The organism is Nocardiopsis sp. Huas11 (assembly GCF_003634495.1).
Taxonomy (GTDB): domain Bacteria; phylum Actinomycetota; class Actinomycetes; order Streptosporangiales; family Streptosporangiaceae; genus Nocardiopsis.
On sequence record NZ_RBKY01000001.1, the window covers coordinates 7,002,833 to 7,021,067 of the forward strand.

Here is an 18,235-nt window from a genome sequence, read left to right on the forward strand (position 1 = left end):
ACGATACCCACACGGCCCTCGTCGAACTCCGGGAGGTTCAACCATGAGCTCCGCGCCTGATCCCATCAGCCCGTTCTCCGGCCTCACCCGTCTCGACCACGTCGGAATCGCCTGCCGCGACCTCGACGCCTCGATCGAGTTCTACCGCACCACGTACGGCTTCACGGTGGAGCACGAGGAGGTGAACGAGGAACAGGGCGTGCGCGAGGCGATGCTCCGAATCAACGGCACCGACGATGGCGGCGCCACTTATCTGCAACTCCTCGAACCGACCCGGCCCGACTCCCCCGTGGCCAAGTTCCTGGAGCGCAACGGCGAGGGCGTCCACCACATCGCCTTCGGCACCGGTGACGTCGCGGCCAGCGCCGCGGGCGTCGGTGAGCAGGGTGTGCGCGTGCTGGACAAGGAGCCGCGGCACGGCACGCTCGGGTCCAGCATCGTGTTCCTGCACCCGAAGGACTGCGGCGGCGTCCTCACCGAACTCGTCCAGGCCGCGGAGCGCCCGTAGCGGGCGTACGCTCGCAGGCGCACGGATACGGAACGTCACGAGGGCGTTCCGGACACATCACATCTTGACCACCCAGAGAACCCTTGACCTTCGCCCCCACCGGAAGTTACCCGAAACCCTCTTCCCAGGGGTGTGGCGCTTGATAAAGTCGGCTAGCTGCCGGATCCGAATTCCGGCGTTGGTCCATGTCTTGCCGCCCGGTGGTCGAGCCTGGGTCGAAGTGCCGTCGTGCAGCCGCGTCGTGACAGCGACCGGTGCCCGCCCACGGCGGACGGAGGAGGTCGGGGAGTGACCGGTCCCGTCGCCCCGGCCCACCGCCAGGTCCGCACACCACCGGACGCCGCACCGTCCACGGGGGTGGAAGCAGCCGCCCTCCCGCCACCCTCGGCCGAATGCAAGTAGCCGTCTCGCACCCGTTCAGGATTCCGCCACATGTCGTCAAACAACATTGACACCCAGCTCAACAACATCTTCGACGAAGACAACACCCCGCCAGAATTCGACGTGGTGCTGCGTGGCTTTGACCGCACCCAGGTGCTGGACTACCTGGAGGGTCTGCGCAACGAGGCCAAGCAGTCCAGCAAGCAGGTCGAGAAGTTCAAGGCCGAGCTCCAGGCGAAGAACCGCCAGCTCCAGGAGCGTGAGCGCCCGTCCTACGCCGGTCTGGGCTCACGGATCGAGGAGCTGCTGCGCCTGGCCGAGGAGCAGGCCAACGAGCTCGTCCAGAGCGCCCAGATCGACGCCAACGACATCAAGTCGGCCGCCAAGATCGAGGCCGCCGAGATGCGCGCCGCCGCCGAGTCCGAGGCCACCGAGGTCCGCACGCTCGCCCAGCGCGAGGCCGACGAGCAGCGCCAGGCCGCCGAGTCCGAGGCGGAGGAGATCTCCACCACGGCCCGCCGTGAGGCCGACGAGCTCACCTCCACCACCGAGCGCGAGGTGCAGAAGAAGCGCTCGGCCGTCGACCACGAGATCGCCGAGAAGCGGGCGACCTTCGAGGGCGAGATCGCCAAGCTGCGCACCACCACCGAGCGCGAGTGCGCCCAGGCGCGCGCCGCCGCCAAGCGCGAGCGCGACGAGACCATCCAGGCCGCCAAGAGCCAGGCCGAGGAGCTCCGCAAGAACGCCGACCGCGCCTACGCCGAGTCCGAGGCCCGCCGCACCGAGGCCGAGGACCAGTTCGAGCTCCAGCTCGCCGACCGCCGCGCCGAGGCCGAGCGCCAGGACGCCGAGCGTCTGGCCGCCGCCCAGGCCGCCACGCAGAAGATGGTCAGCGAGGCCGAGGACCGCGCCGCCAGCGCCGAGCAGCGTGCCACCAAGGCCAGCCAGCAGGCCGAGCAGACCCGCCGCGACGCGGAGAACCACGCCAAGCAGCTGGTCAACAACGCCAAGAAGAACGCCAACCAGATCGAGGCCGAGGCGAAGTCGAAGGCCGAGCACCAGCTCTCCGACGCCAAGTCCGAGGCCAACCGGATCATGACGGCCGCCACCAAGGAGGTCGAGGAGCTCAACGCCCAGCGCGACAGCATCCAGTCGCACCTGCAGCAGCTGCGTCAGCTGCTGGGTGGCGGTGGCGCTCCCGCCCCGGCCGCTCCCCCGGCCCCGGCCCCCGCGGCCATCTCCCAGCCGGAGCCGGTCGCCAAGCCCGCCCCGGAGGAGCCCAAGCAGCCCGCGCACACCGGCAAGGGCAGCGACGACGAGGACTGGTGGCAGGAGTAGCGTCCCGGCCGTCCTCCGACGGCTGAGCGCTGCGCGTGCACGACGAGGGGCCCGTTCCGAGAACGGGCCCCTCGTGTCGTGTGCGCGGCCCGGCGGTTCACCGCGCCCGGCGCGTGGCTCCTCAGCGCAGCGGCTGGACGTCCTTCTCGTAGGGGCCGTCCCACTCGGTGGGCAGGGGGTGGGCGGCGGGGTTCACGCGCTGGACGATCTCGTCGAGCACACGCCGCACGTAGGGCTCGCCCACCCACAGGTGCTTGGCGCCGTCGACGCCGACCACCTCGGCCTGCGTGAGCGGCTTGAAGCGCTCGTGGGCCTGCTCCGGGCGCAGGAACTCGTCGTGTTCGGGGACCAGTGCCAGCACGGGCTTGCCGGACTCCGCCCACACCCGCATGTCCGACTCGTCGGCGCGGTGCAGCGGGGGCGAGAGCAGCAGCGCGCCCTTGATCAGCGGATCGCAGCCCCACTTGAGCGCCAGCTCGGTGCCGAACGACCACCCGAGCAGCCACGGTTCGGGCAGGCCCTCGAACTCGGTGAACTCGATCGCCGCGACCACGTCGTGCCGTTCGGTCTCGCCGTCGCCGAACGCGCCCTGGCTGGTGCCGTGGCGCGACGTGGTGCCGCGCGTGTTGAAGCGCAGCACGGCGATGCCGGCCAGGGCCGGCAGCCGGAAGGACGCCTTGCGCAGGACGTGGCTGTCCATCATGCCCTCGGCCGTGGGCAGCGGGTGCAGGCACACCAGGGTGGCCACCGGGTCGCGGCCCTCGGGCAGAGCGAGCTCACCGACCAGCTCCAGGCCGTCGGCGGTGTGCAGGGTGACGGGGCGTCGCACGGCGGGCAGCACCGTGGTGGCTCGAATCTCCATGGCTCCTCAGTGTCCGGATGGTCCTCGGGCGGATGTCAGTAGCGGGGGGCGCGGTGGGAGCGCCGGTCCCAGCAGGAGGAGTGCCAGTGGCGGCGGTCGCCGCCGTCGCCGTAGGGGCGCCAGGCCACCACGTGCGGCATCCCGGTGGGGATCTCCTGCACGCAGCCGGGGCAGCGGTAGACCTTGGTGGCCGCGGCGCCGGGGATGCGCCGGGTCACCCACTCGCCGTCGGCGCCGGTCTCGCGGCGCTGGCCGCCGGTGATGCGCAGCATGAGGGCGTCCTCGTCGGGGGGACCGCTCGACGATCCGCGGCTCCGGCGGGACTGGCGACGGGAGGAGTTTCGGCGCGGGCTCACGCCGTCCAGGGTAGGAGAAAACCGACAGTGGCCGCCGCCACACGCGCGGACGGCGGCCACCGACAGGTCGCAGGACCTCAGGCGTGGCAGGCGCAGCCGCCGCCCTGCCCCGCGCCCTCCTCGGCGTCGGGCAGCCGGTCCATCAGCAGCGGCGCGGGAACGCCGATGCTGGTCAGGTCGTACTCGCCCATGGCCACCAGGGTGGTGACCACGGACTCGGCGCCGCGCTTGTCCAGGAGTTCGGTCGGCCCCTCGGGGTAACCGCAGCCGAACCGCATGGCGGTGTCGACGTCCCTGGCGGAGGCGTAGCCGTCGCCGATCATGCGCATGGCGTCGTCGATCTGCGGGGCGATGAGGATCTCGCCCAGGTCCAGGGTCTCCTCCTCGCGGATCATCTCCGCGAAGCGGCCCGTCGGCTGGGGCTCGGCCCGGTCCTCCGTGCCCGCGTAGAAGCCCTCGCCGCTCTTGCGGCCCAGGCGTCCGGCCGCGACCATGCGGCGCAGCAGGGGCGCGGCGACGTAGCGCGGGTCCCGGTACTCCGCCCACAGCACGTCCATGACGGCCAGGCACACGTCCAGGCCGACCAGGTCGGCGAGGGTGAGCGGCCCCATGGGGAGCCCGGCGGCCTTCTGCACGGCGGCGTCGATCTCCTCGCGGGAGGCGACCTTGCGCTCGTAGAGGCGGATGGCGTCGTTGATGTAGGGCACCAGCAGCGCGTTGGCCACGAACCCGGCGCGGTCGCCCACCGCGATCGGGGTCTTGCCGATGCGCTTGGCGACCTCGGTGACGACGTCGACCGTCTCGGCACTGGTGGAGACCGTGGTGATGACCTCGGCCAGCTTCATGACCGGGGCCGGGTTGAAGAAGTGCAGACCGACGACCTTGTCCGGGCGGCCGGTGAGCGCGGCGATCTCGGTGACCGAGAGCGAGGAGGTGTTCGTGGCCAGGATCGTGCCGGGCGGGCAGATCCGGTCCAGGTCCCCGAAGACGTCCCGCTTGATGTCCATGCGCTCGGGCACGGCCTCGACGACGAAGTCCGCGTCCGAGAGGTCCTCGCGAGAGGTGGTGAAGCTGAGCCGGGCGTCGATCCCGGCGCGTTCCTCCTCGGTGAGTTTGCCCCGGCTGACCGCACGGGAGAGGGACTTGTCCACGTGACCGCGACCGCGGTCGAGGGCGGGCTGGTCGATCTCGACGCCGATGACGTTGAATCCCGCGCGGGCGAACACCTCGGCGATGCCCGCGCCCATCGTGCCGAGTCCGACGACTCCGACCTTGTCAAATTCCTGCACCATGTGCCCCACCATAGACGGCCGTCCATTCCGCCCCGTACGTGACCGTCCCCGACCGGGCCCGACCGGGCCCTGCACCGGTCCCCTGACCGGACCGCCGCGGTCCGGCCCCGCAGCTGCCGCGGTCCGGCCCCGGGCGGCTCCGGGAGGCGGTAACGTGACGCCGTGCGTCTCGTCATCGCGCGGTGCAGTGTCGACTACGTCGGCCGGCTCACCGCCCACCTGCCCATGGCTCCCCGGCTCATCCTCATCAAGGCCGACGGGAGTGTCTCCATCCATGCCGACGACCGGGCGTTCAAGCCGTTGAACTGGATGAACCCGCCGTGCAAGCTCCGGGAGGAGACCGTCGCCGACGGCCCCGACGTGTGGACGGTCACGCACACCAAGTCCGGCGAGAAGCTGGTGCTGACCGTCGAGGAGGTCATGCACGACTCCTCGCACGAACTCGGCAAGGACCCCGGCCTGCAGAAGGACGGCGTGGAGTCGCACCTGCAGGAACTGCTCGCCGAGCACATCACCACGCTCGGCGACGGCTACACCCTCATCCGCCGCGAGTTCCCCACCGCCATCGGGCCGGTCGACATCCTGTGCCGTGACGCCGCCAACGCCACGGTGGCGGTCGAGCTCAAGCGGCGCGGCGACATCGACGGCGTCGAGCAGCTCACGCGCTACCTGGAGCTGCTCAACCGCGACCCGCAGCTGGCCCCCGTGCGCGGGGTGTTCGCCGCCCAGGAGATCAAGCCGCAGGCGCGCGTGCTCGCCGAGGACCGCGGGATCTCGTGCGTGGTGCTGGACTACGACGAGCTGCGCGGCATCGAGCCGGACACCCTGCGCCTGTTCTGACCGCCGAACGGTGTCCTCCGATCGGAGGACACGGTGCGGCCCGGTGGCCGATACCCCCGGCGGCGCCCGCGCGGGACGCTCGAAGCATGAGCGACACAGCGATCGAGGCCGTGGGCCTCCACAAGTCCTACGGCGCCACGAAGGCGGTCGCGGGCATCGACCTCAGCGTGCCGCGCGGCGAGGTGTTCGCCCTCCTGGGACCCAACGGCGCGGGCAAGAGCACGGCCGTGGAGATCCTGGAGGGCTTCCGCCGCCGCGACCGCGGAACCGTCCGGGTCCTGGGCGAGGACCCGGGCACGGCCGGACGGTCCTGGCGGGCCCGCGTCGGCATCGTCTGGCAGCGGGAGACCCTCGTCCCCCAGCTGTCCGTCCGCGCCGTGGTCCGCCACTTCGCGGGCTACTACCCCGCGCCCGAGGACCCCGACGAGGTGATCGCACGCGTGGGCCTGGCGGAGAAGGCCGGAGCGCGCGCGGAGTCGCTCTCCGGCGGCCAGCAGCGCCGGCTCGACGTGGCCCTGGGCATCGTCGGCCGCCCCGAACTCCTCTTCCTCGACGAGCCGACCACCGGCTTCGACCCGCGGGCCCGGCGCGACTTCTGGGACCTCGTGCGCGGTCTGGCCGACGGCGGCACCACCATCGTGCTGACCACCCACTACCTGGAGGAGGCCGAGGCGCTCGCCGACCGGGTGTGCGTGCTCGCCGGCGGACGGGTGCGCGCCCTGGACACGCCCTCCGCGCTGGGCGGGCGGGCGAGCGCGCGGGCCACGGTCGGCTGGTGGCAGGAGGGGCGGCGGCGCACCGTCGAGACCCACGAGCCCACCCGGGTCGTCGGCGAGCTGATGAGCGCCTTCGGCGGCGAGGTCCCCGAACTGACCGTGCGCCGGCCGACCCTGGAGGAGGTCTACCTCGGACTCATCGGCTCCGATGCGGCCGCGTCCCCGGACGGGATGGACCGGGACCGTGCGGCCGGGGACGCGACGCGGGACGAGGTGGCGACGCGATGAGCACCGGCACGAGCCCGACCGAGGCGGTCCCCGACGCCCGCCCCGCCGCCTCCCCTCGCCTTCCCGGCCCGCTGCGGGTGGGCCTGGCCCGCGGCTGGATGGAGGTCCGCGAGTTCGCCCGCGAGTGGGAGAGCGTGGTGTTCACCTTCACGCTGCCCTCCCTCGTCCTGCTGCTGTTCGGGGTGATCTTCGACGGCGCCTTCGACGCCGACATGCCCGCCGTCGACTTCTACCTGCCCGGCCTGATCGCGATGGGCCTGATGTCGGTCAGCTTCCAGACCCTGGGGGTGGGCATCGCCGTCGAACGCGACCGGGGCGGCCTGCGCCGGCTGCGCGGGACCCCCATGCCGCCGACCGCCTACTTCCTCGGCAAGACCGTTCTGGTCCTGTTCCTGGCGCTGGCCCAACTGGTCCTGCTGATGGGCGTCGCCGCCCTCGTGCACGGCGCCGCGATGCCCCGGGACGCCGCCGCGTGGGCCACGATGGCGTGGGTGTTCCTCCTGGGCACCGTCGCGTGCGCCATGCTCGGAACGGCCGCGAGCTCCCTGGCGCGCAACGCCAGGACCGCGTCCGGCATCGTCGTGGTCCCCTTCCTGGTGCTGCAGTTCATCTCCGGGATCTTCGTCCCGATCATGGTCCTGCCCGGCTGGGTCGTCGACGTGGCGTCGCTCTTCCCGCTCAAGTGGATGGCCCAGGGCATGCGCGCCGCGTTCTACCCCGACCAGATGCGCGTGCTCGAACCCTCGGGCGGCTGGGACCTGCCCATGGTCGCCCTGGCCCTGGGAGCCTGGTGTGTGGTGGGCTTGGTCCTGACCCTGGCCACCTTCCGGTGGAAGACGCGCAAGGACGGGTGAGCGGAGTGGACGAGCGGCACGCCTGGGATCTGGGAGTGTGGTGGGACGTCTACTTCACCGCGGTCATGGGTGCGGTGGCGGTCTTGGCGGCGCTGTCCACCGACCCCGGACGGCGGGTGGTCGCGGTCGCCCTGGTCGGGGCGGCCGTCGCCGCCTACTACCTGTACGGCCGCCGGCTCCTGCTGACCGAACACTCCCGGGCGGACCGCCGTTCCCTGGTCTTCATGGGCCTGCTCCTGGCCACCGTCCTCCCCGCCGTGATGCTCAACCCGACCCTCACGTTCATGGTCGTGGCGGTCTCCCCGCTCTGCTTCATGACCGCGGGGACGGTCCGTGCCGTTCCCACCGTGGCGCTGATCCTGATCGTCCCCGTCCTCGTGCGGGGGCTGACCGAAGGGCAGGAGTGGGAGACCTTCACCGTCAGCCTGCTCGTCCACGCGGTGATCATCGCCTTCTCCGGCTGGTTCGGGTTCTGGTTCGAGAGGATCGTCGAACAGAGCTACGAGCGCGCCGAGCTCATCCGGCAGCTGCGCGAGAGCCGGGAGGAGGCGGTCCGGCTCTCGGAGGAGGCCGGGGCGATGGCCGAACGCGAACACCTGGGCCGGGAACTGCACGACACCCTCGCCCAGGGGCTCACGAGCGTCATCGCGCTGACCCAGGCGGTGGAGTCGGAGATGGACACCGACCCCGCCCTGGCCCGCCGCCACCTGGCGCTCATGCGCGAGACCGCGTCGGACAACCTCGCCGACGCCCGTGCCATGGTCGCCGCGCGCCAGGCCGTCCGGCCCGGAGGCGGCGGCTCGCTCGACGCCGCGCTCGCCCGGGCCACCGAGCGGCTCGCCGCCGAGCTCGGCATCGGCGTCGACCTGACCGTGCGCGGCACGCCCGTGCCCCTGCCCGGCGACGTCCAGGTCTGCCTCCTGCGCACCGCACAGGAGGCGCTGGCCAACATCCGCAGGCACTCCGGCGCCGAGCACGCCGACGTCGTCCTGGAGTACTCACCCACCACCGCCGACCTGACCGTGTCCGACGACGGGCGGGGCTTCACACCCGGCGCGGGTCCCGGCCACGGACTGGGCAACATGCGCCACCGCGCGCGCGGCGCGGGCGGCGTCCTCACCGTGGACAGCGTGCCCGGCGCCGGGACGACCGTGCGCGCGTCCATCCCCCTGCGCCCGGAAGCCGCACAGCCCGCCCCCGAGGAGTCCGCCCGGTGATCACCGTCCTGTTGGTCGACGACCATCCCGTCGTGCGCGAGGGCATCCGCGGCATGCTCGGCGCCGAGGCCGACCTCACCGTGGTGGGCGACGCCGCCTCGGGACCCGAGGCCGTGGCGCGGACCGCCGACCTGCGCCCCGACGTCGTACTGATGGACCTGCGCATGCCCGGCGGCGACGGGGTGGCGGCCACCGAGCGCATCAGCGCGCGGTTCCCAGGCACACACGTCCTGGTGCTCACCACCTACGACACCGACTCCGACATCCTGCGCGCAGTCGAGGCCGGCGCCACCGGCTACCTGCTCAAGGACACCCCCCGTGCGGAGCTGGCCGCGGCGGTGCGCGCGGCGGCGCGCGGCGAGACCGTGCTCAGCGGACGGGTCGCCGGCGCGCTGCTGACCGGGATGCGGCGGCGTTCCGCGCCGGAGTCCCCCGCGCTCTCCTCCCGTGAGGCGCAGATCCTGCGCCTGGCCGCGGACGGGCGGACCAACGCGGCCATCGCGAGCGCGCTGCACATCAGCCCCACCACCGTCAAGACGCATCTGGCGCGCGCGTACGACAAGCTGGGCGTGGGCGACCGCACGTCCGCGGTCACCCAGGCCCTACGCCGCGGCCTGCTGCCCGGCGAGTGAACCGGACGCCTCTCAGGGCCCTCTCAGGGTCCTTCCCGATACAGCGCGCCCGCGCGAGGGCGGATAATCGAACCATGGTGGACCCGATGAGTGAACCCGATCGCCCCGACCCCGGGCGGATGCGCGCCTCCGACGCCGACCGCGACTCCGTCGCGCACCGCCTGCGCGAGGCGCTGGCCGAGGGCCGACTGAGCCCCGACGAACACAGTGAGCGCCTGGACTCGGTGTACGACGCCAAGACGCTCGGTGAACTCGTCCCGCTCACGGAGGACCTGCCGGCGCCCGCCTCCGACCGCGCGCCGACGCACGTGCCCGGCGACTTCCATTCACCGCGCCCGGTCTACGGGGGCGGCCGGGTGGTCAAGGCCGAGCCGACCAGCACCGTGGCGGTGGCCGTGATGGGCGGCGCCGACCGCTCCGGCGGCTGGGTGGTCCCGGCGAACTTCTACGCCGGCGCGGTCATGGGCGGGATCGAGCTGGACCTGCGCGAGGCGCGCTTCACCCAGCGCGAGTCCACCATCTGGGCGTGCACGGTCATGGGCGGGATCGACATCACCGTGCCCGACGACATCCAGGTCCGCGTGCACGGCCTGCCCGTGATGGGCGGGTTCGGCGCCACGGGCGCCCCGCCCAGCGTCATGGACCCCGAGGCCCCGATCGTGCACGTGCGCGGCCTGGCGGTCATGGGCGGCGTCGACGTCAAGTACCGCCGGCGCAAGCACCAGAAGGAGATCGACGACTGAACGGAAGCCGCCGATCCTCATGTTCTAGACGAATGGTGTGATTCGCCGTCCCCAGCGGCCACAGTTCGTATGGAACTCGTCAGAGCCGTGGCTGATTGTGGCAATCTCCCCCGGCCCTCCTTGCCGTCTCCCCCGGACGATGGAAAGCTGCACCGGTAGTTCGCTCACTGTGTCCATCCCCCGACACCACGGAGTGGTGGACCCCCAGACACCGGAGGAACACCGTTGCGCCCCATCAGACGACGTGCCGCTTCTCCCAGACCGACTGCCACCCCCCGTCGGCGGGCAGCGGCGGCCACCGCCGGAGTCGCCGCCGCCATCGTCGCCGCCGGGACGCTCGCCGCGTCCCCGGCCCAGGCCGCCCCGCCGGACCACGCGGGGCCGCCGGAGCACGCAGGCGCCCCTGACCACGCCGGTCCGCCGCGCTCGGACGAGGCGGCCCTGCCCGACCTGGTGACCGCCGAGGCGATCGAGGGCCACCTGGAGAACCTCAGCACCATCGCGCGCTACAACGGCGGCAACCGCGCCTCGAACACCCCGGGGTACGACGTGGCCGCCCAGTACGTCGAGGACCAGCTCGAACGCGCCGGGTACGAGCCCTACCGCCACGAGTACGAGTACCTCGACTGGCAGGAGCACTCCGACGCCGTCCTGGCCACGACCGCTCCGGAGGACGCCGGCTTCGAGCTCGGCGTCGACTTCGCCACGATGAGCTACTCGGCGGCGGGCGACGTGACGGCCCCGGGCGTCCTGGTCGAGACCGACGCCGGGGACAGCGGGTGCTCGCCCGAGCACTTCGCGGACTTCCCCGAGGGCGCGGTCGCCGTCACCGTGCGCGGCGCCTGCGCGTTCGCCGACAAGGTCCAGAACGCCGCGGACGCGGGCGCCTCCGCCACCGTGGTGATCAACAACGTCGACGAGCTCCTCCAGGGGACGGTCTCCGAGCCGTCGGACATCCCGGCCGTGGGCATGTCCCAGGAGGCCGGCGCCCGGCTGCTGGAGGCGGGTGAGGGACTGGAGCTGCGACTCGTGGTCGACTCCACCGCCGAGACCAGCACCTCCTACAGCGTCCTGGCCGAGACCTCCGGCGGACGGGACGACAACGTCGTGGTCGTCGGCGGCCACCTCGACAGCGTCGAGGAGGGGCCGGGGATCAACGACAACGGCAGCGGCACGGCGTTCGTGCTGGAGACCGCGATCCAGCTCGCCGCCCAGGAGGACCCGAACAACCAGGTCCGGTTCGCCTTCTGGGGCACCGAGGAGAGCGGCCTGGTGGGCTCGACCCGCTACGTCGAGAGCCTGACCGAGGAGCAGCTCGACGACATCGCGCTGTACCTGAACTTCGACATGATCGGCTCGCACAACTACGCGCGCTTCGTGCTGGACGGCCGGGGCGAGCTGCCGGACTCCAGCGGCGCGCCGTCGGGTTCGGGGGCCATCGCCCAGGTCTTCGAGGAGTACTTCGAGGAGCAGGGCCAGGTCAGCGAGCCGGGCGTGCTGAGCGGCCGCAGCGACTACCAGCCGTTCATGCTCGCCGGGGTCCCGGCCGGCGGCCTGTTCAGCGGTGCCGACGGCACCAAGACCGAGGCGCAGGTCGAGTGGTACGGCGGTACGGCCGGTGAGCTGTTCGACCCGTACTACCACACGGCCGACGACACGCTCGACAAGATCAACACGGACGCGCTCGACGAGCTGTCCGCGGCCGGCGCCCACGGCGTGGAGTTCTTCGCCGACAACACCCTGCCGGTGAACGGTGTGGCTCCGCTGTCGAGCCCGATCGTCTCCTTCGACCGCGTCGGCGCCGACCTGGTCCGCTGATAGCCCGCGTCGACCGCTCGAACCCCTGGGGCGCCCTGCCACCCGCGCTCCAGGGGGTGGGACGTCGCCCGCGAGGGCGCCGAAAGCAAGGGGCGGAAGGCGTGAACCCCCCGGTTCCACGCCTTCCGCCCAGGGCGGTGTTCCCCCTCCGCGACCCGGCCCGGGTGGCCCCCCTCTTCCCACACGGGAACGCGAACGCGTACACCGCGGAAACTACGTTGAGTAGCTCCCATGTGCCCCAATGTATCAGTGAGCTGCGTCACCTTCACCTGCTGAGACTGAACAGTTATCCTCTGTCACTCCCGGTGATGCGGGCCGGCGCCCGCCGCAGTGCCCGTCCGACACTCCGCGCCCGCGGAACCCTAGGGTGGGGACCATGACCAAACGGGACACGGACAAGCCGGTCGTACTGTCGAAGATCTACACGCGCACGGGCGACACCGGGACCACGGCGCTCGCCGACATGAGCCGGACGAGCAAGAACGACACCCGCCTCGTGGGCTACGCGGACACCGAGGAGGCCAACGCCGCCATCGGCCTGGTCCTGACGCTCGGTGACGTCCCCGACGACGTCCGCACACTGCTCGGACGCATCCAGAACGAGCTCTTCGACCTGGGCGCGGACCTGTCGACACCGATCACGCCCGACCCCGCCTACCCGCCGCTGCGGGTGGAGCCGGAGTACGTCGCCCGCCTGGAGGAGGCCTGCGACGCCTACAACGCCGACCTGCCGACCCTGCGCAGCTTCCTGCTGCCCGGAGGCTCCCCCACCGTGGCGCTCCTGCACACGGCGCGGATCGTGGTCCGGCGGGCCGAGCGGGCGGTGTGGGCGGCGATCGAGGAGCACGGGGACACGGTCAACCCGCTCACCGCGCAGTACCTCAACCGGTTGTCGGACCTGCTGTTCATCCTCGGGCGCCACGTCGCCGCCGACGGCGACGAGGTCCTGTGGAAGCCCGGCGGCGAACGCTGAACCCAGCGGCCGCGCGGCGGGGACTACTCCAGGGAGTCGAGTTCGCGTTCGAGGTCCTCGACCTTGCTCCGCAGGCCGTCGGTGACGCCCTCGCGGATGTCGGCCTTGAGCGTGAGCGAGACCCGGGAGGATCCCTCCCCCGCGGCCGCCACGGCACGCTTGACGACGTCCATGACCTCGTCCCACTCACCCTCGACACTGGTGAACATGGCGGTGGTCTCGTTGGGCAGCCCGCTGTCCCGGACGACCTTCACCGCACGCGCGACGGCGGAGGCGACGGACTCACCGGAACCGAGTGGGGACACAGAGAAAGCGACGATCATGGGGCCCATGCTCCTCACCGAGGGCGGGCCCGTCAAGGCGCCGTGCGGGACTCAGGCCTCCCAGCGGCTGCCCGGGGGCATCGACTCCATCCAGGACAGGAACCCGGTGAGCGTGCTGTCGTTCATCGCGATCTCGAACGACACGTCCTCGGGGTCGCCGCCGCCGGGAGAGGACCAGCCCACCTGGAGCACGGTCACGTCGGCCGGCAGGTAGGACAGGTCGGCCGCGTCGGGGGAACGGCGTCCCACAACGACGAGACCGCGGCGCGACAGCTTGGCTGTCGGCCGCGGTCTGAGGGAGAAGAGGGGGAACCAGCCGAGGTTCTCCGTGCCGTACCGGCCGAAGCCGATCCGCCACATCCCCCGGCGGCCCCTCTCCTCGGGAGCACGCAGGTAACACTCCACCGCACCACCGCGCCGTTTGAGCACGGAGCGGCGCATGAAGGCGGCGAGGACCACCGCGACAAGGACGAAGAGCAGGGCGATGAACGCCCACTGCGTGGCGTCGAACCACGTCGTGCCAGGCAGCAGTCGATCCATCGTTGCCGTCCCTCTCGTTAGGCGACTTCCTCGCCGACGGCGCGCAGCCGGCTGCGGGCACGGCCCACAGCGACGTCGTCGCCGCCCTCGGACGCGGACTTCAGCGCGGTGCGCGCGCGGTCCACGTCGATGTCCTCGGCCAGCTCGGCGGTCTCGGCGAGGATCGACACGCGTCCCTCACCGGAGACGGAGACGAACCCGCTGTGCGCGGCCGCCACGACCTCACCGGTCTCCCGAGCCCCGAGGACGCGAACGACCGCGTCGTGCGCCAGCACCGCGAGCACGGGGATGTGCCCGGGCTGCACACCGATCTCACCATCGACGGTCTTCGCGATGACCATGTCGCCCTCGCCCGCCCAAATCTCACGTTCGGGCGAGACGATCTCGACGAAAAGCTTCTTCGACACTGCCACAAACTCCTCGGCTCGTGGGCGGGTTCAGGCGGGCCGGCCCCCGCGGACGGGGGCCGGCCCAGCACGAACTACGCCCTCCCGTCGCCCGCCACCACCCTCAACGGACGCCTTCGGCGCGGTTCTACTCCTGCAGCTTCTTCGCCTTCTCGACGACCATGTCGATGTTGCCGACGTCGAGGAAGGCCTGCTCGGGCAGGTGGTCGTACTCACCGTCGCACACCGCCTTGAAGGAGGAGATGGTCTCCTCCAGCGGCACGAACACACCCGGGGTGCCGGTGAACTTCTCCGCCACGAACATGTTCTGCGACAGGAAGCGCTCCAGGCGACGGGCGCGGTTGACGACGATCTTGTCCTCTTCGGACAGCTCGTCCATACCGAGGATGGCGATCTGGTCCTGCAGGTCCTTGTTGCGCTGCAGGATCTCCTTCACGCGCTGGGCCACCTGGTAGTGCTCCTCGCCCACGTACTGCGGGTCCAGGATGCGCGAGGTGGAGGCCAGCGGGTCCACCGCCGGGTAGATGCCCTTCTGCGAGATCGGGCGGGAGAGCTCGGTCGTCGCGTCCAGGTGGGCGAAGGTGGTCGCCGGAGCGGGGTCGGTGTAGTCGTCCGCGGGGACGTAGATCGCCTGCATCGAGGTGATCGAGTGACCACGCGTCGAGGTGATCCGCTCCTGCAGCTGACCCATCTCGTCCGCCAGGTTGGGCTGGTAGCCCACGGCCGAGGGCATACGGCCCAGCAGCGTGGAGACCTCCATACCGGCCTGGGTGAAACGGAAGATGTTGTCGATGAACAGCAGCACGTCCTGCTTCTGGACGTCGCGGAAGTACTCCGCCATCGTCAGAGCGGACAGGGCCACCCGCAGACGGGTGCCCGGGGGCTCGTCCATCTGGCCGAAGACGAGCGCGGTGTCCGGGAGGACGCCCATCTCGTCCATCTCCAGGAAGAGGTCCGTACCCTCACGGGTGCGCTCACCGACACCGGCGAACACGGACACACCACCGAAGTTGCGGGCGATACGGGTGATCATCTCCTGGATGAGCACCGTCTTGCCGACACCGGCACCACCGAACAGACCGATCTTGCCACCACGCACGTACGGCGTGAGGAGGTCGATCACCTTGATGCCCGTGACGAGCATCTCGGTCTTGGACTCCAGCTCGTCGAACGACGGAGCCTTGCGGTGGATCGGCCAGAACTCGGTCGCGCCCAGCTCCGAGGAGGGCACGTCCATGGACTCGCCCAGGGTGTTGAACACGTGGCCCTTGACGACGTCGCCCACGGGCACGCTGATCGGCGCGCCGGTGTCGCGCACCTCGGCGCCGCGGACCATGCCGTCCTGGGGCGCCAGGGAGATGGCGCGGATCAGGTTGTCACCGAGGTGCTGAGCGACCTCGAGCGTGACGGTCTTGGTCTTGCCGCCGATGCTCACGTCGGTGTGCAGGGCGTTGTACATGGCAGGCAGGGAGCCGACGGGGAACTCCACGTCGACGACCGGGCCCGTGACCCGGGCGATCCGGCCGGTGGCGGTGCCAGCCCCGGCCGTCCCTTCAACAGTCGCAGTCACTTTTGTTACTCACTTCCCGCGCTGGCAGCAGAGAGCGCGTCGGCACCGCCGACAATCTCACTGATCTCGTTGGTGATCTCGGCCTGACGCGCCTGGTTGGCCAGTCGGGTCAGGTTCTTGGCGAGTTCCTCGGCGTTGTCGGTCGCGGCCTTCATGGCCGCGCGACGGGACGCCTGCTGGGAGGCGGAGGACTCGAGGAGGGCGAAGTAGATCCTGTTGGTGACGTACTGCGGCAGCAGCTGGTCCAGGGCCTCCTCCGCGGAGGGCTCGAACTCGTACAGCGGCAGGGCCTCACCACCGGTGGCGGCCTGCAGCTCCTCCTCGCCGACCTCCTCGACCTCCAGCGGCAGGGCCCGGACGGACCCGGCGCGCTGGGTCAGCATCGAGACGAACTCCGTGGAGACCACGTGGATCTCGTCGACACCGCCGTCAGCGCTGTCGGTACGGAACTTCTCCATGAGGGCGGAGCCGATCTCCTGGGCGTGCGCGTAGGTCGGACGCTCGGTGAAGCCCTCCCACGCGGCCTCGACCGGACGGTCGCGGAACTTGTAGAAGCCCACACCCTTGCGGCCCACCATGTAGGTGAGGACCTCCTTGCCCTGCTCCCGTAGGAGCTGGGACAGGGAGTCCGCCTCCTTGAGGGCGTTGGTCGAGAAGGCCCCGGCCAGACCCTTGTCACTGGTGATGACCAGGACGGCCGCGCGGGTCGGGTTCTCCGACTCGGACAGCAGCGGGTGATCGCTCACCCGGCCGGCCAGAGCGGAGACCGCCCGCGTGATCTCCCGCGCGTAGGGTCCGGCAGCCTCCGCCGCACGCTGCGCCTTGGTGATGCGCGTCGTGGCGATGAGCTCCATCGCGCGGGTGATCTTCGCCATCGACTTCGTCGAGCGGATCCTCCGGCGATAGACGCGAAGCTGTGCACCCATGGGTTACTTCCCGCCCTTGGCGACCTTGATGGTCTCCTGGCCGACCTTCTCCTCGGGGAGCGCCTCGGCCTCGGCCTCGGTCCCCAGGAGGCTGCCACCCGAGGTCTGGAAGCTCTGCTTGAACTTCTCGATGGCGCCCTCGAGGGCCTGCTGGGTCTCCTTCTCGAACTTCCCGCTCTCGCGGATGTTGTCGAGGATGCCCTTGTGCTCGCGCTCGAGGTAGGATAGGAAGTCCTCCTCGAAGCGGCGCACGTCCTCCACCGGGACCTCGTCGATCTGGCCCGTGTTACCGGCCCAGATCGACACGACCGTCTTCTCCATGGAGAAGGGCGAGTACTGGCCCTGCTTGAGCAGCTCCATCATCCGGGCGCCGCGCTCCAGCTGCTGCTTGGAGACCGCGTCCAGGTCGGAACCGAAGGCGGAGAACGCCTCGAGCTCGCGGTACTGGGCCAGACCCAGGCGCAGCGTGCCGGAGACACCCTTGGTCGCCTTGGTCTGGGCCGCGCCACCGACACGGGAGACCGACACACCGACGTCGATCGCCGGACGCTGGCCCTGGTTGAACAGGTCCGAGTCCAGGAAGACCTGGCCATCGGTGATGGAGATGACGTTGGTGGGGATGTAGGCGGAGACGTCGCCCGCCTTGGTCTCGATGATCGGCAGCGCCGTCATCGAGCCCTTGCCCAGCTCGTCGGAGAGCTTGGCGCAGCGCTCCAGGAGCCGGGAGTGCAGGTAGAAGACGTCACCCGGGTAGGCCTCGCGCCCCGGCGGGCGACGCAGCAGCAGGGAGACCGCACGGTAGGCCTCGGCCTGCTTGGTCAGGTCGTCGAAGACGATGAGGACGTGCTTGCCCTGGTACATCCAGTGCTGGCCCAGGGCCGAACCGGTGTACGGGGACAGGTACTTGAAGCCCGCGGGGTCCGAAGCGGGGGAGGCGACGATGGTGGTGTACTCCATCGCGCCGGCCTCTTCGAGAGCGCCGCGCACGCCGGCGATCGTGGAGCCCTTCTGGCCGATCGCGACGTAGATGCAGCGCACCTGCTTGTCGGGGTCGCCGGACTCCCAGTTCGCCTTCTGGTTGATGATCGCGTCGATACCGACCGCGGTCTTACCGGTCTGCCGGTCACCGATCAGCAGCTGGCGCTGACCGCGACCGATCGGCGTCATGGTGTCGATCGCCTTGATACCGGTCTGCAGCGGCTCGTGGACCGGCTGCCGCTCCATCACGGTCGCGGCCTGGAGCTCCAGGTCGCGACGCTCGGTCGTCTCGATCTCACCCTTGCCGTCGATGGGGGCACCCAGGGGGTCCACCACGCGGCCGAGGAAGTTGTCACCCACCGGCACCGAGAGGAGCTGTCCGGTGCGGCGCACCTTCTGGCCCTCCTCGATGCTGGTGAAGTCACCCAGCACCACGACACCGATCTCGCCGACCTCAAGGTTCTGGGCCAGGCCCAGTGTGCCGTCCTCGAACTTCAGCAGCTCGTTCGCCATCGCCGAGGGAAGGCCACCGACGCGGGCGATGCCGTCACCGGAGTAGGTGACGGTTCCGACCTCTTCCGCGCGGGTGGCATCAGGCTCGTACGACTGGACGAAGCGCTGTAGCGCGTCCCGGATCTCGTCCGGCCGGATCGTCAGCTCCGCCATCTCTACG

19 protein-coding genes are annotated in these 18,235 nt (G+C 70.9%); 10 read left to right on the forward strand and 9 right to left on the reverse strand.

Features of this window, described 5'->3' with window-relative positions:
* The first annotated feature begins 43 nt into the window (after positions 1 to 43).
* Both mce and DFP74_RS31315 read left to right on the forward strand, forming a co-directional pair.
* Positions 44 to 508, forward strand: a complete 465-nt coding sequence (gene mce / locus DFP74_RS31310; protein WP_121187400.1) for a methylmalonyl-CoA epimerase — start codon at positions 44 to 46, stop codon at positions 506 to 508.
* Between the two features lie 432 nt (positions 509 to 940).
* Complete coding sequence (locus DFP74_RS31315; RefSeq protein WP_121187403.1) at positions 941 to 2,227, forward strand: DivIVA domain-containing protein; 1,287 nt, start codon at positions 941 to 943, stop codon at positions 2,225 to 2,227.
* Positions 2,228 to 2,348: 121 nt separating this feature from the next.
* Here DFP74_RS31315 and DFP74_RS31320 read toward each other — a convergent pair whose 3' ends face one another.
* The 3 genes from DFP74_RS31320 to DFP74_RS31330 form a co-directional block, all read right to left on the reverse strand.
* On the reverse strand, positions 2,349 to 3,089 hold the full coding sequence (locus DFP74_RS31320) for an alpha/beta hydrolase (RefSeq protein WP_121187406.1): 741 nt from the start codon (positions 3,087 to 3,089) through the stop codon (positions 2,349 to 2,351).
* Positions 3,090 to 3,124: 35 nt separating this feature from the next.
* Positions 3,125 to 3,445 (reverse strand): ATP/GTP-binding protein, encoded by a 321-nt coding sequence (locus tag DFP74_RS31325; protein ID WP_199725833.1) that lies wholly within the window; start codon positions 3,443 to 3,445, stop codon positions 3,125 to 3,127.
* Positions 3,446 to 3,522: 77 nt separating this feature from the next.
* Positions 3,523 to 4,737, reverse strand: coding sequence for a 3-hydroxybutyryl-CoA dehydrogenase (locus tag DFP74_RS31330; RefSeq protein WP_121188636.1), 1,215 nt, complete (start codon positions 4,735 to 4,737; stop codon positions 3,523 to 3,525).
* 162 nt (positions 4,738 to 4,899) lie between these two features.
* On the opposite strand from DFP74_RS31330, the gene nucS reads away from it, so the two are divergent.
* From nucS to DFP74_RS31370, 8 genes are all read left to right on the forward strand, one after another.
* Complete coding sequence (nucS, locus tag DFP74_RS31335) at positions 4,900 to 5,577, forward strand: endonuclease NucS (RefSeq protein ID WP_121187410.1); 678 nt, start codon at positions 4,900 to 4,902, stop codon at positions 5,575 to 5,577.
* Between the two features lie 86 nt (positions 5,578 to 5,663).
* Complete coding sequence (locus DFP74_RS31340) at positions 5,664 to 6,581, forward strand: ABC transporter ATP-binding protein (RefSeq protein WP_121187412.1); 918 nt, start codon at positions 5,664 to 5,666, stop codon at positions 6,579 to 6,581.
* Positions 6,578 to 7,435 (forward strand): ABC transporter permease, encoded by an 858-nt coding sequence (locus tag DFP74_RS31345; RefSeq protein WP_121187414.1) that lies wholly within the window; start codon positions 6,578 to 6,580, stop codon positions 7,433 to 7,435. Before DFP74_RS31340 ends, DFP74_RS31345 begins: the two co-directional genes overlap by 4 nt.
* Positions 7,432 to 8,652 (forward strand): sensor histidine kinase, encoded by a 1,221-nt coding sequence (locus tag DFP74_RS31350; RefSeq protein ID WP_233571248.1) that lies wholly within the window; start codon positions 7,432 to 7,434, stop codon positions 8,650 to 8,652. The genes DFP74_RS31345 and DFP74_RS31350 overlap by 4 nt, the downstream gene beginning before the upstream one ends.
* Positions 8,649 to 9,284 carry a response regulator transcription factor gene (locus tag DFP74_RS31355; RefSeq protein ID WP_121187417.1) on the forward strand — a complete coding sequence of 212 codons (636 nt, stop codon included), beginning with the start codon at positions 8,649 to 8,651 and terminating at the stop codon, positions 9,282 to 9,284. The genes DFP74_RS31350 and DFP74_RS31355 overlap by 4 nt, the downstream gene beginning before the upstream one ends.
* A 74-nt stretch (positions 9,285 to 9,358) precedes the next feature.
* A complete protein-coding gene (locus DFP74_RS31360; protein ID WP_121187418.1) occupies positions 9,359 to 10,027 on the forward strand; it encodes a DUF1707 domain-containing protein in 669 nt (222 codons plus the stop codon).
* Between the two features lie 234 nt (positions 10,028 to 10,261).
* Positions 10,262 to 11,845 (forward strand): M20/M25/M40 family metallo-hydrolase, encoded by a 1,584-nt coding sequence (locus tag DFP74_RS31365; protein ID WP_121188638.1) that lies wholly within the window; start codon positions 10,262 to 10,264, stop codon positions 11,843 to 11,845.
* 376 nt (positions 11,846 to 12,221) lie between these two features.
* The gene (locus tag DFP74_RS31370) at positions 12,222 to 12,818 is read left to right on the forward strand and encodes a cob(I)yrinic acid a,c-diamide adenosyltransferase (RefSeq protein WP_121187420.1); all 597 of its coding nucleotides are present in this window, start codon (positions 12,222 to 12,224) and stop codon (positions 12,816 to 12,818) included.
* Between the two features lie 23 nt (positions 12,819 to 12,841).
* Here DFP74_RS31370 and DFP74_RS31375 read toward each other — a convergent pair whose 3' ends face one another.
* The 6 genes from DFP74_RS31375 to atpA form a co-directional block, all read right to left on the reverse strand.
* Complete coding sequence (locus DFP74_RS31375; RefSeq protein ID WP_121187422.1) at positions 12,842 to 13,141, reverse strand: MTH1187 family thiamine-binding protein; 300 nt, start codon at positions 13,139 to 13,141, stop codon at positions 12,842 to 12,844.
* A 51-nt stretch (positions 13,142 to 13,192) separates the two neighbouring features.
* A complete protein-coding gene (locus tag DFP74_RS31380) occupies positions 13,193 to 13,681 on the reverse strand; it encodes a DUF2550 domain-containing protein (protein WP_121187425.1) in 489 nt (162 codons plus the stop codon).
* Positions 13,682 to 13,698: 17 nt separating this feature from the next.
* Positions 13,699 to 14,088: a F0F1 ATP synthase subunit epsilon gene (locus DFP74_RS31385; protein ID WP_121187427.1), complete on the reverse strand. Its 390-nt coding sequence runs from the start codon at positions 14,086 to 14,088 to the stop codon at positions 13,699 to 13,701.
* Between the two features lie 127 nt (positions 14,089 to 14,215).
* A complete protein-coding gene (gene atpD / locus DFP74_RS31390) occupies positions 14,216 to 15,658 on the reverse strand; it encodes a F0F1 ATP synthase subunit beta (protein ID WP_121187430.1) in 1,443 nt (480 codons plus the stop codon).
* A 5-nt stretch (positions 15,659 to 15,663) separates the two neighbouring features.
* The gene (locus tag DFP74_RS31395; RefSeq protein ID WP_121187432.1) at positions 15,664 to 16,584 is read right to left on the reverse strand and encodes a F0F1 ATP synthase subunit gamma; all 921 of its coding nucleotides are present in this window, start codon (positions 16,582 to 16,584) and stop codon (positions 15,664 to 15,666) included.
* Between the two features lie 3 nt (positions 16,585 to 16,587).
* A complete protein-coding gene (gene atpA, locus DFP74_RS31400) occupies positions 16,588 to 18,228 on the reverse strand; it encodes a F0F1 ATP synthase subunit alpha (RefSeq protein ID WP_121187435.1) in 1,641 nt (546 codons plus the stop codon).
* Between the last annotated feature and the right edge of the window lie 7 nt (positions 18,229 to 18,235).

Bases quoted from the DNA above. Each gene is read 5' to 3' on its own strand.
- mce (WP_121187400.1), top strand. From the start codon at position 44: ATGAGCTCCGCGCCTGATCCCATCAGCCCGTTCTCCGGCCTCACCCGT.
- DFP74_RS31315 (WP_121187403.1), top strand. From the start codon at position 941: ATGTCGTCAAACAACATTGACACCCAGCTCAACAACATCTTCGACGAA.
- DFP74_RS31320 (WP_121187406.1), bottom strand. From the start codon at position 3,089: ATGGAGATTCGAGCCACCACGGTGCTGCCCGCCGTGCGACGCCCCGTC.
- DFP74_RS31330 (WP_121188636.1), bottom strand. From the start codon at position 4,737: ATGGTGCAGGAATTTGACAAGGTCGGAGTCGTCGGACTCGGCACGATG.
- DFP74_RS31340 (WP_121187412.1), top strand. From the start codon at position 5,664: ATGAGCGACACAGCGATCGAGGCCGTGGGCCTCCACAAGTCCTACGGC.
- DFP74_RS31345 (WP_121187414.1), top strand. From the start codon at position 6,578: ATGAGCACCGGCACGAGCCCGACCGAGGCGGTCCCCGACGCCCGCCCC.
- DFP74_RS31360 (WP_121187418.1), top strand. From the start codon at position 9,359: ATGGTGGACCCGATGAGTGAACCCGATCGCCCCGACCCCGGGCGGATG.
- DFP74_RS31370 (WP_121187420.1), top strand. From the start codon at position 12,222: ATGACCAAACGGGACACGGACAAGCCGGTCGTACTGTCGAAGATCTAC.
- DFP74_RS31375 (WP_121187422.1), bottom strand. From the start codon at position 13,141: ATGATCGTCGCTTTCTCTGTGTCCCCACTCGGTTCCGGTGAGTCCGTC.
- DFP74_RS31380 (WP_121187425.1), bottom strand. From the start codon at position 13,681: ATGGATCGACTGCTGCCTGGCACGACGTGGTTCGACGCCACGCAGTGG.
- DFP74_RS31395 (WP_121187432.1), bottom strand. From the start codon at position 16,584: ATGGGTGCACAGCTTCGCGTCTATCGCCGGAGGATCCGCTCGACGAAG.
- atpA (WP_121187435.1), bottom strand. From the start codon at position 18,228: ATGGCGGAGCTGACGATCCGGCCGGACGAGATCCGGGACGCGCTACAG.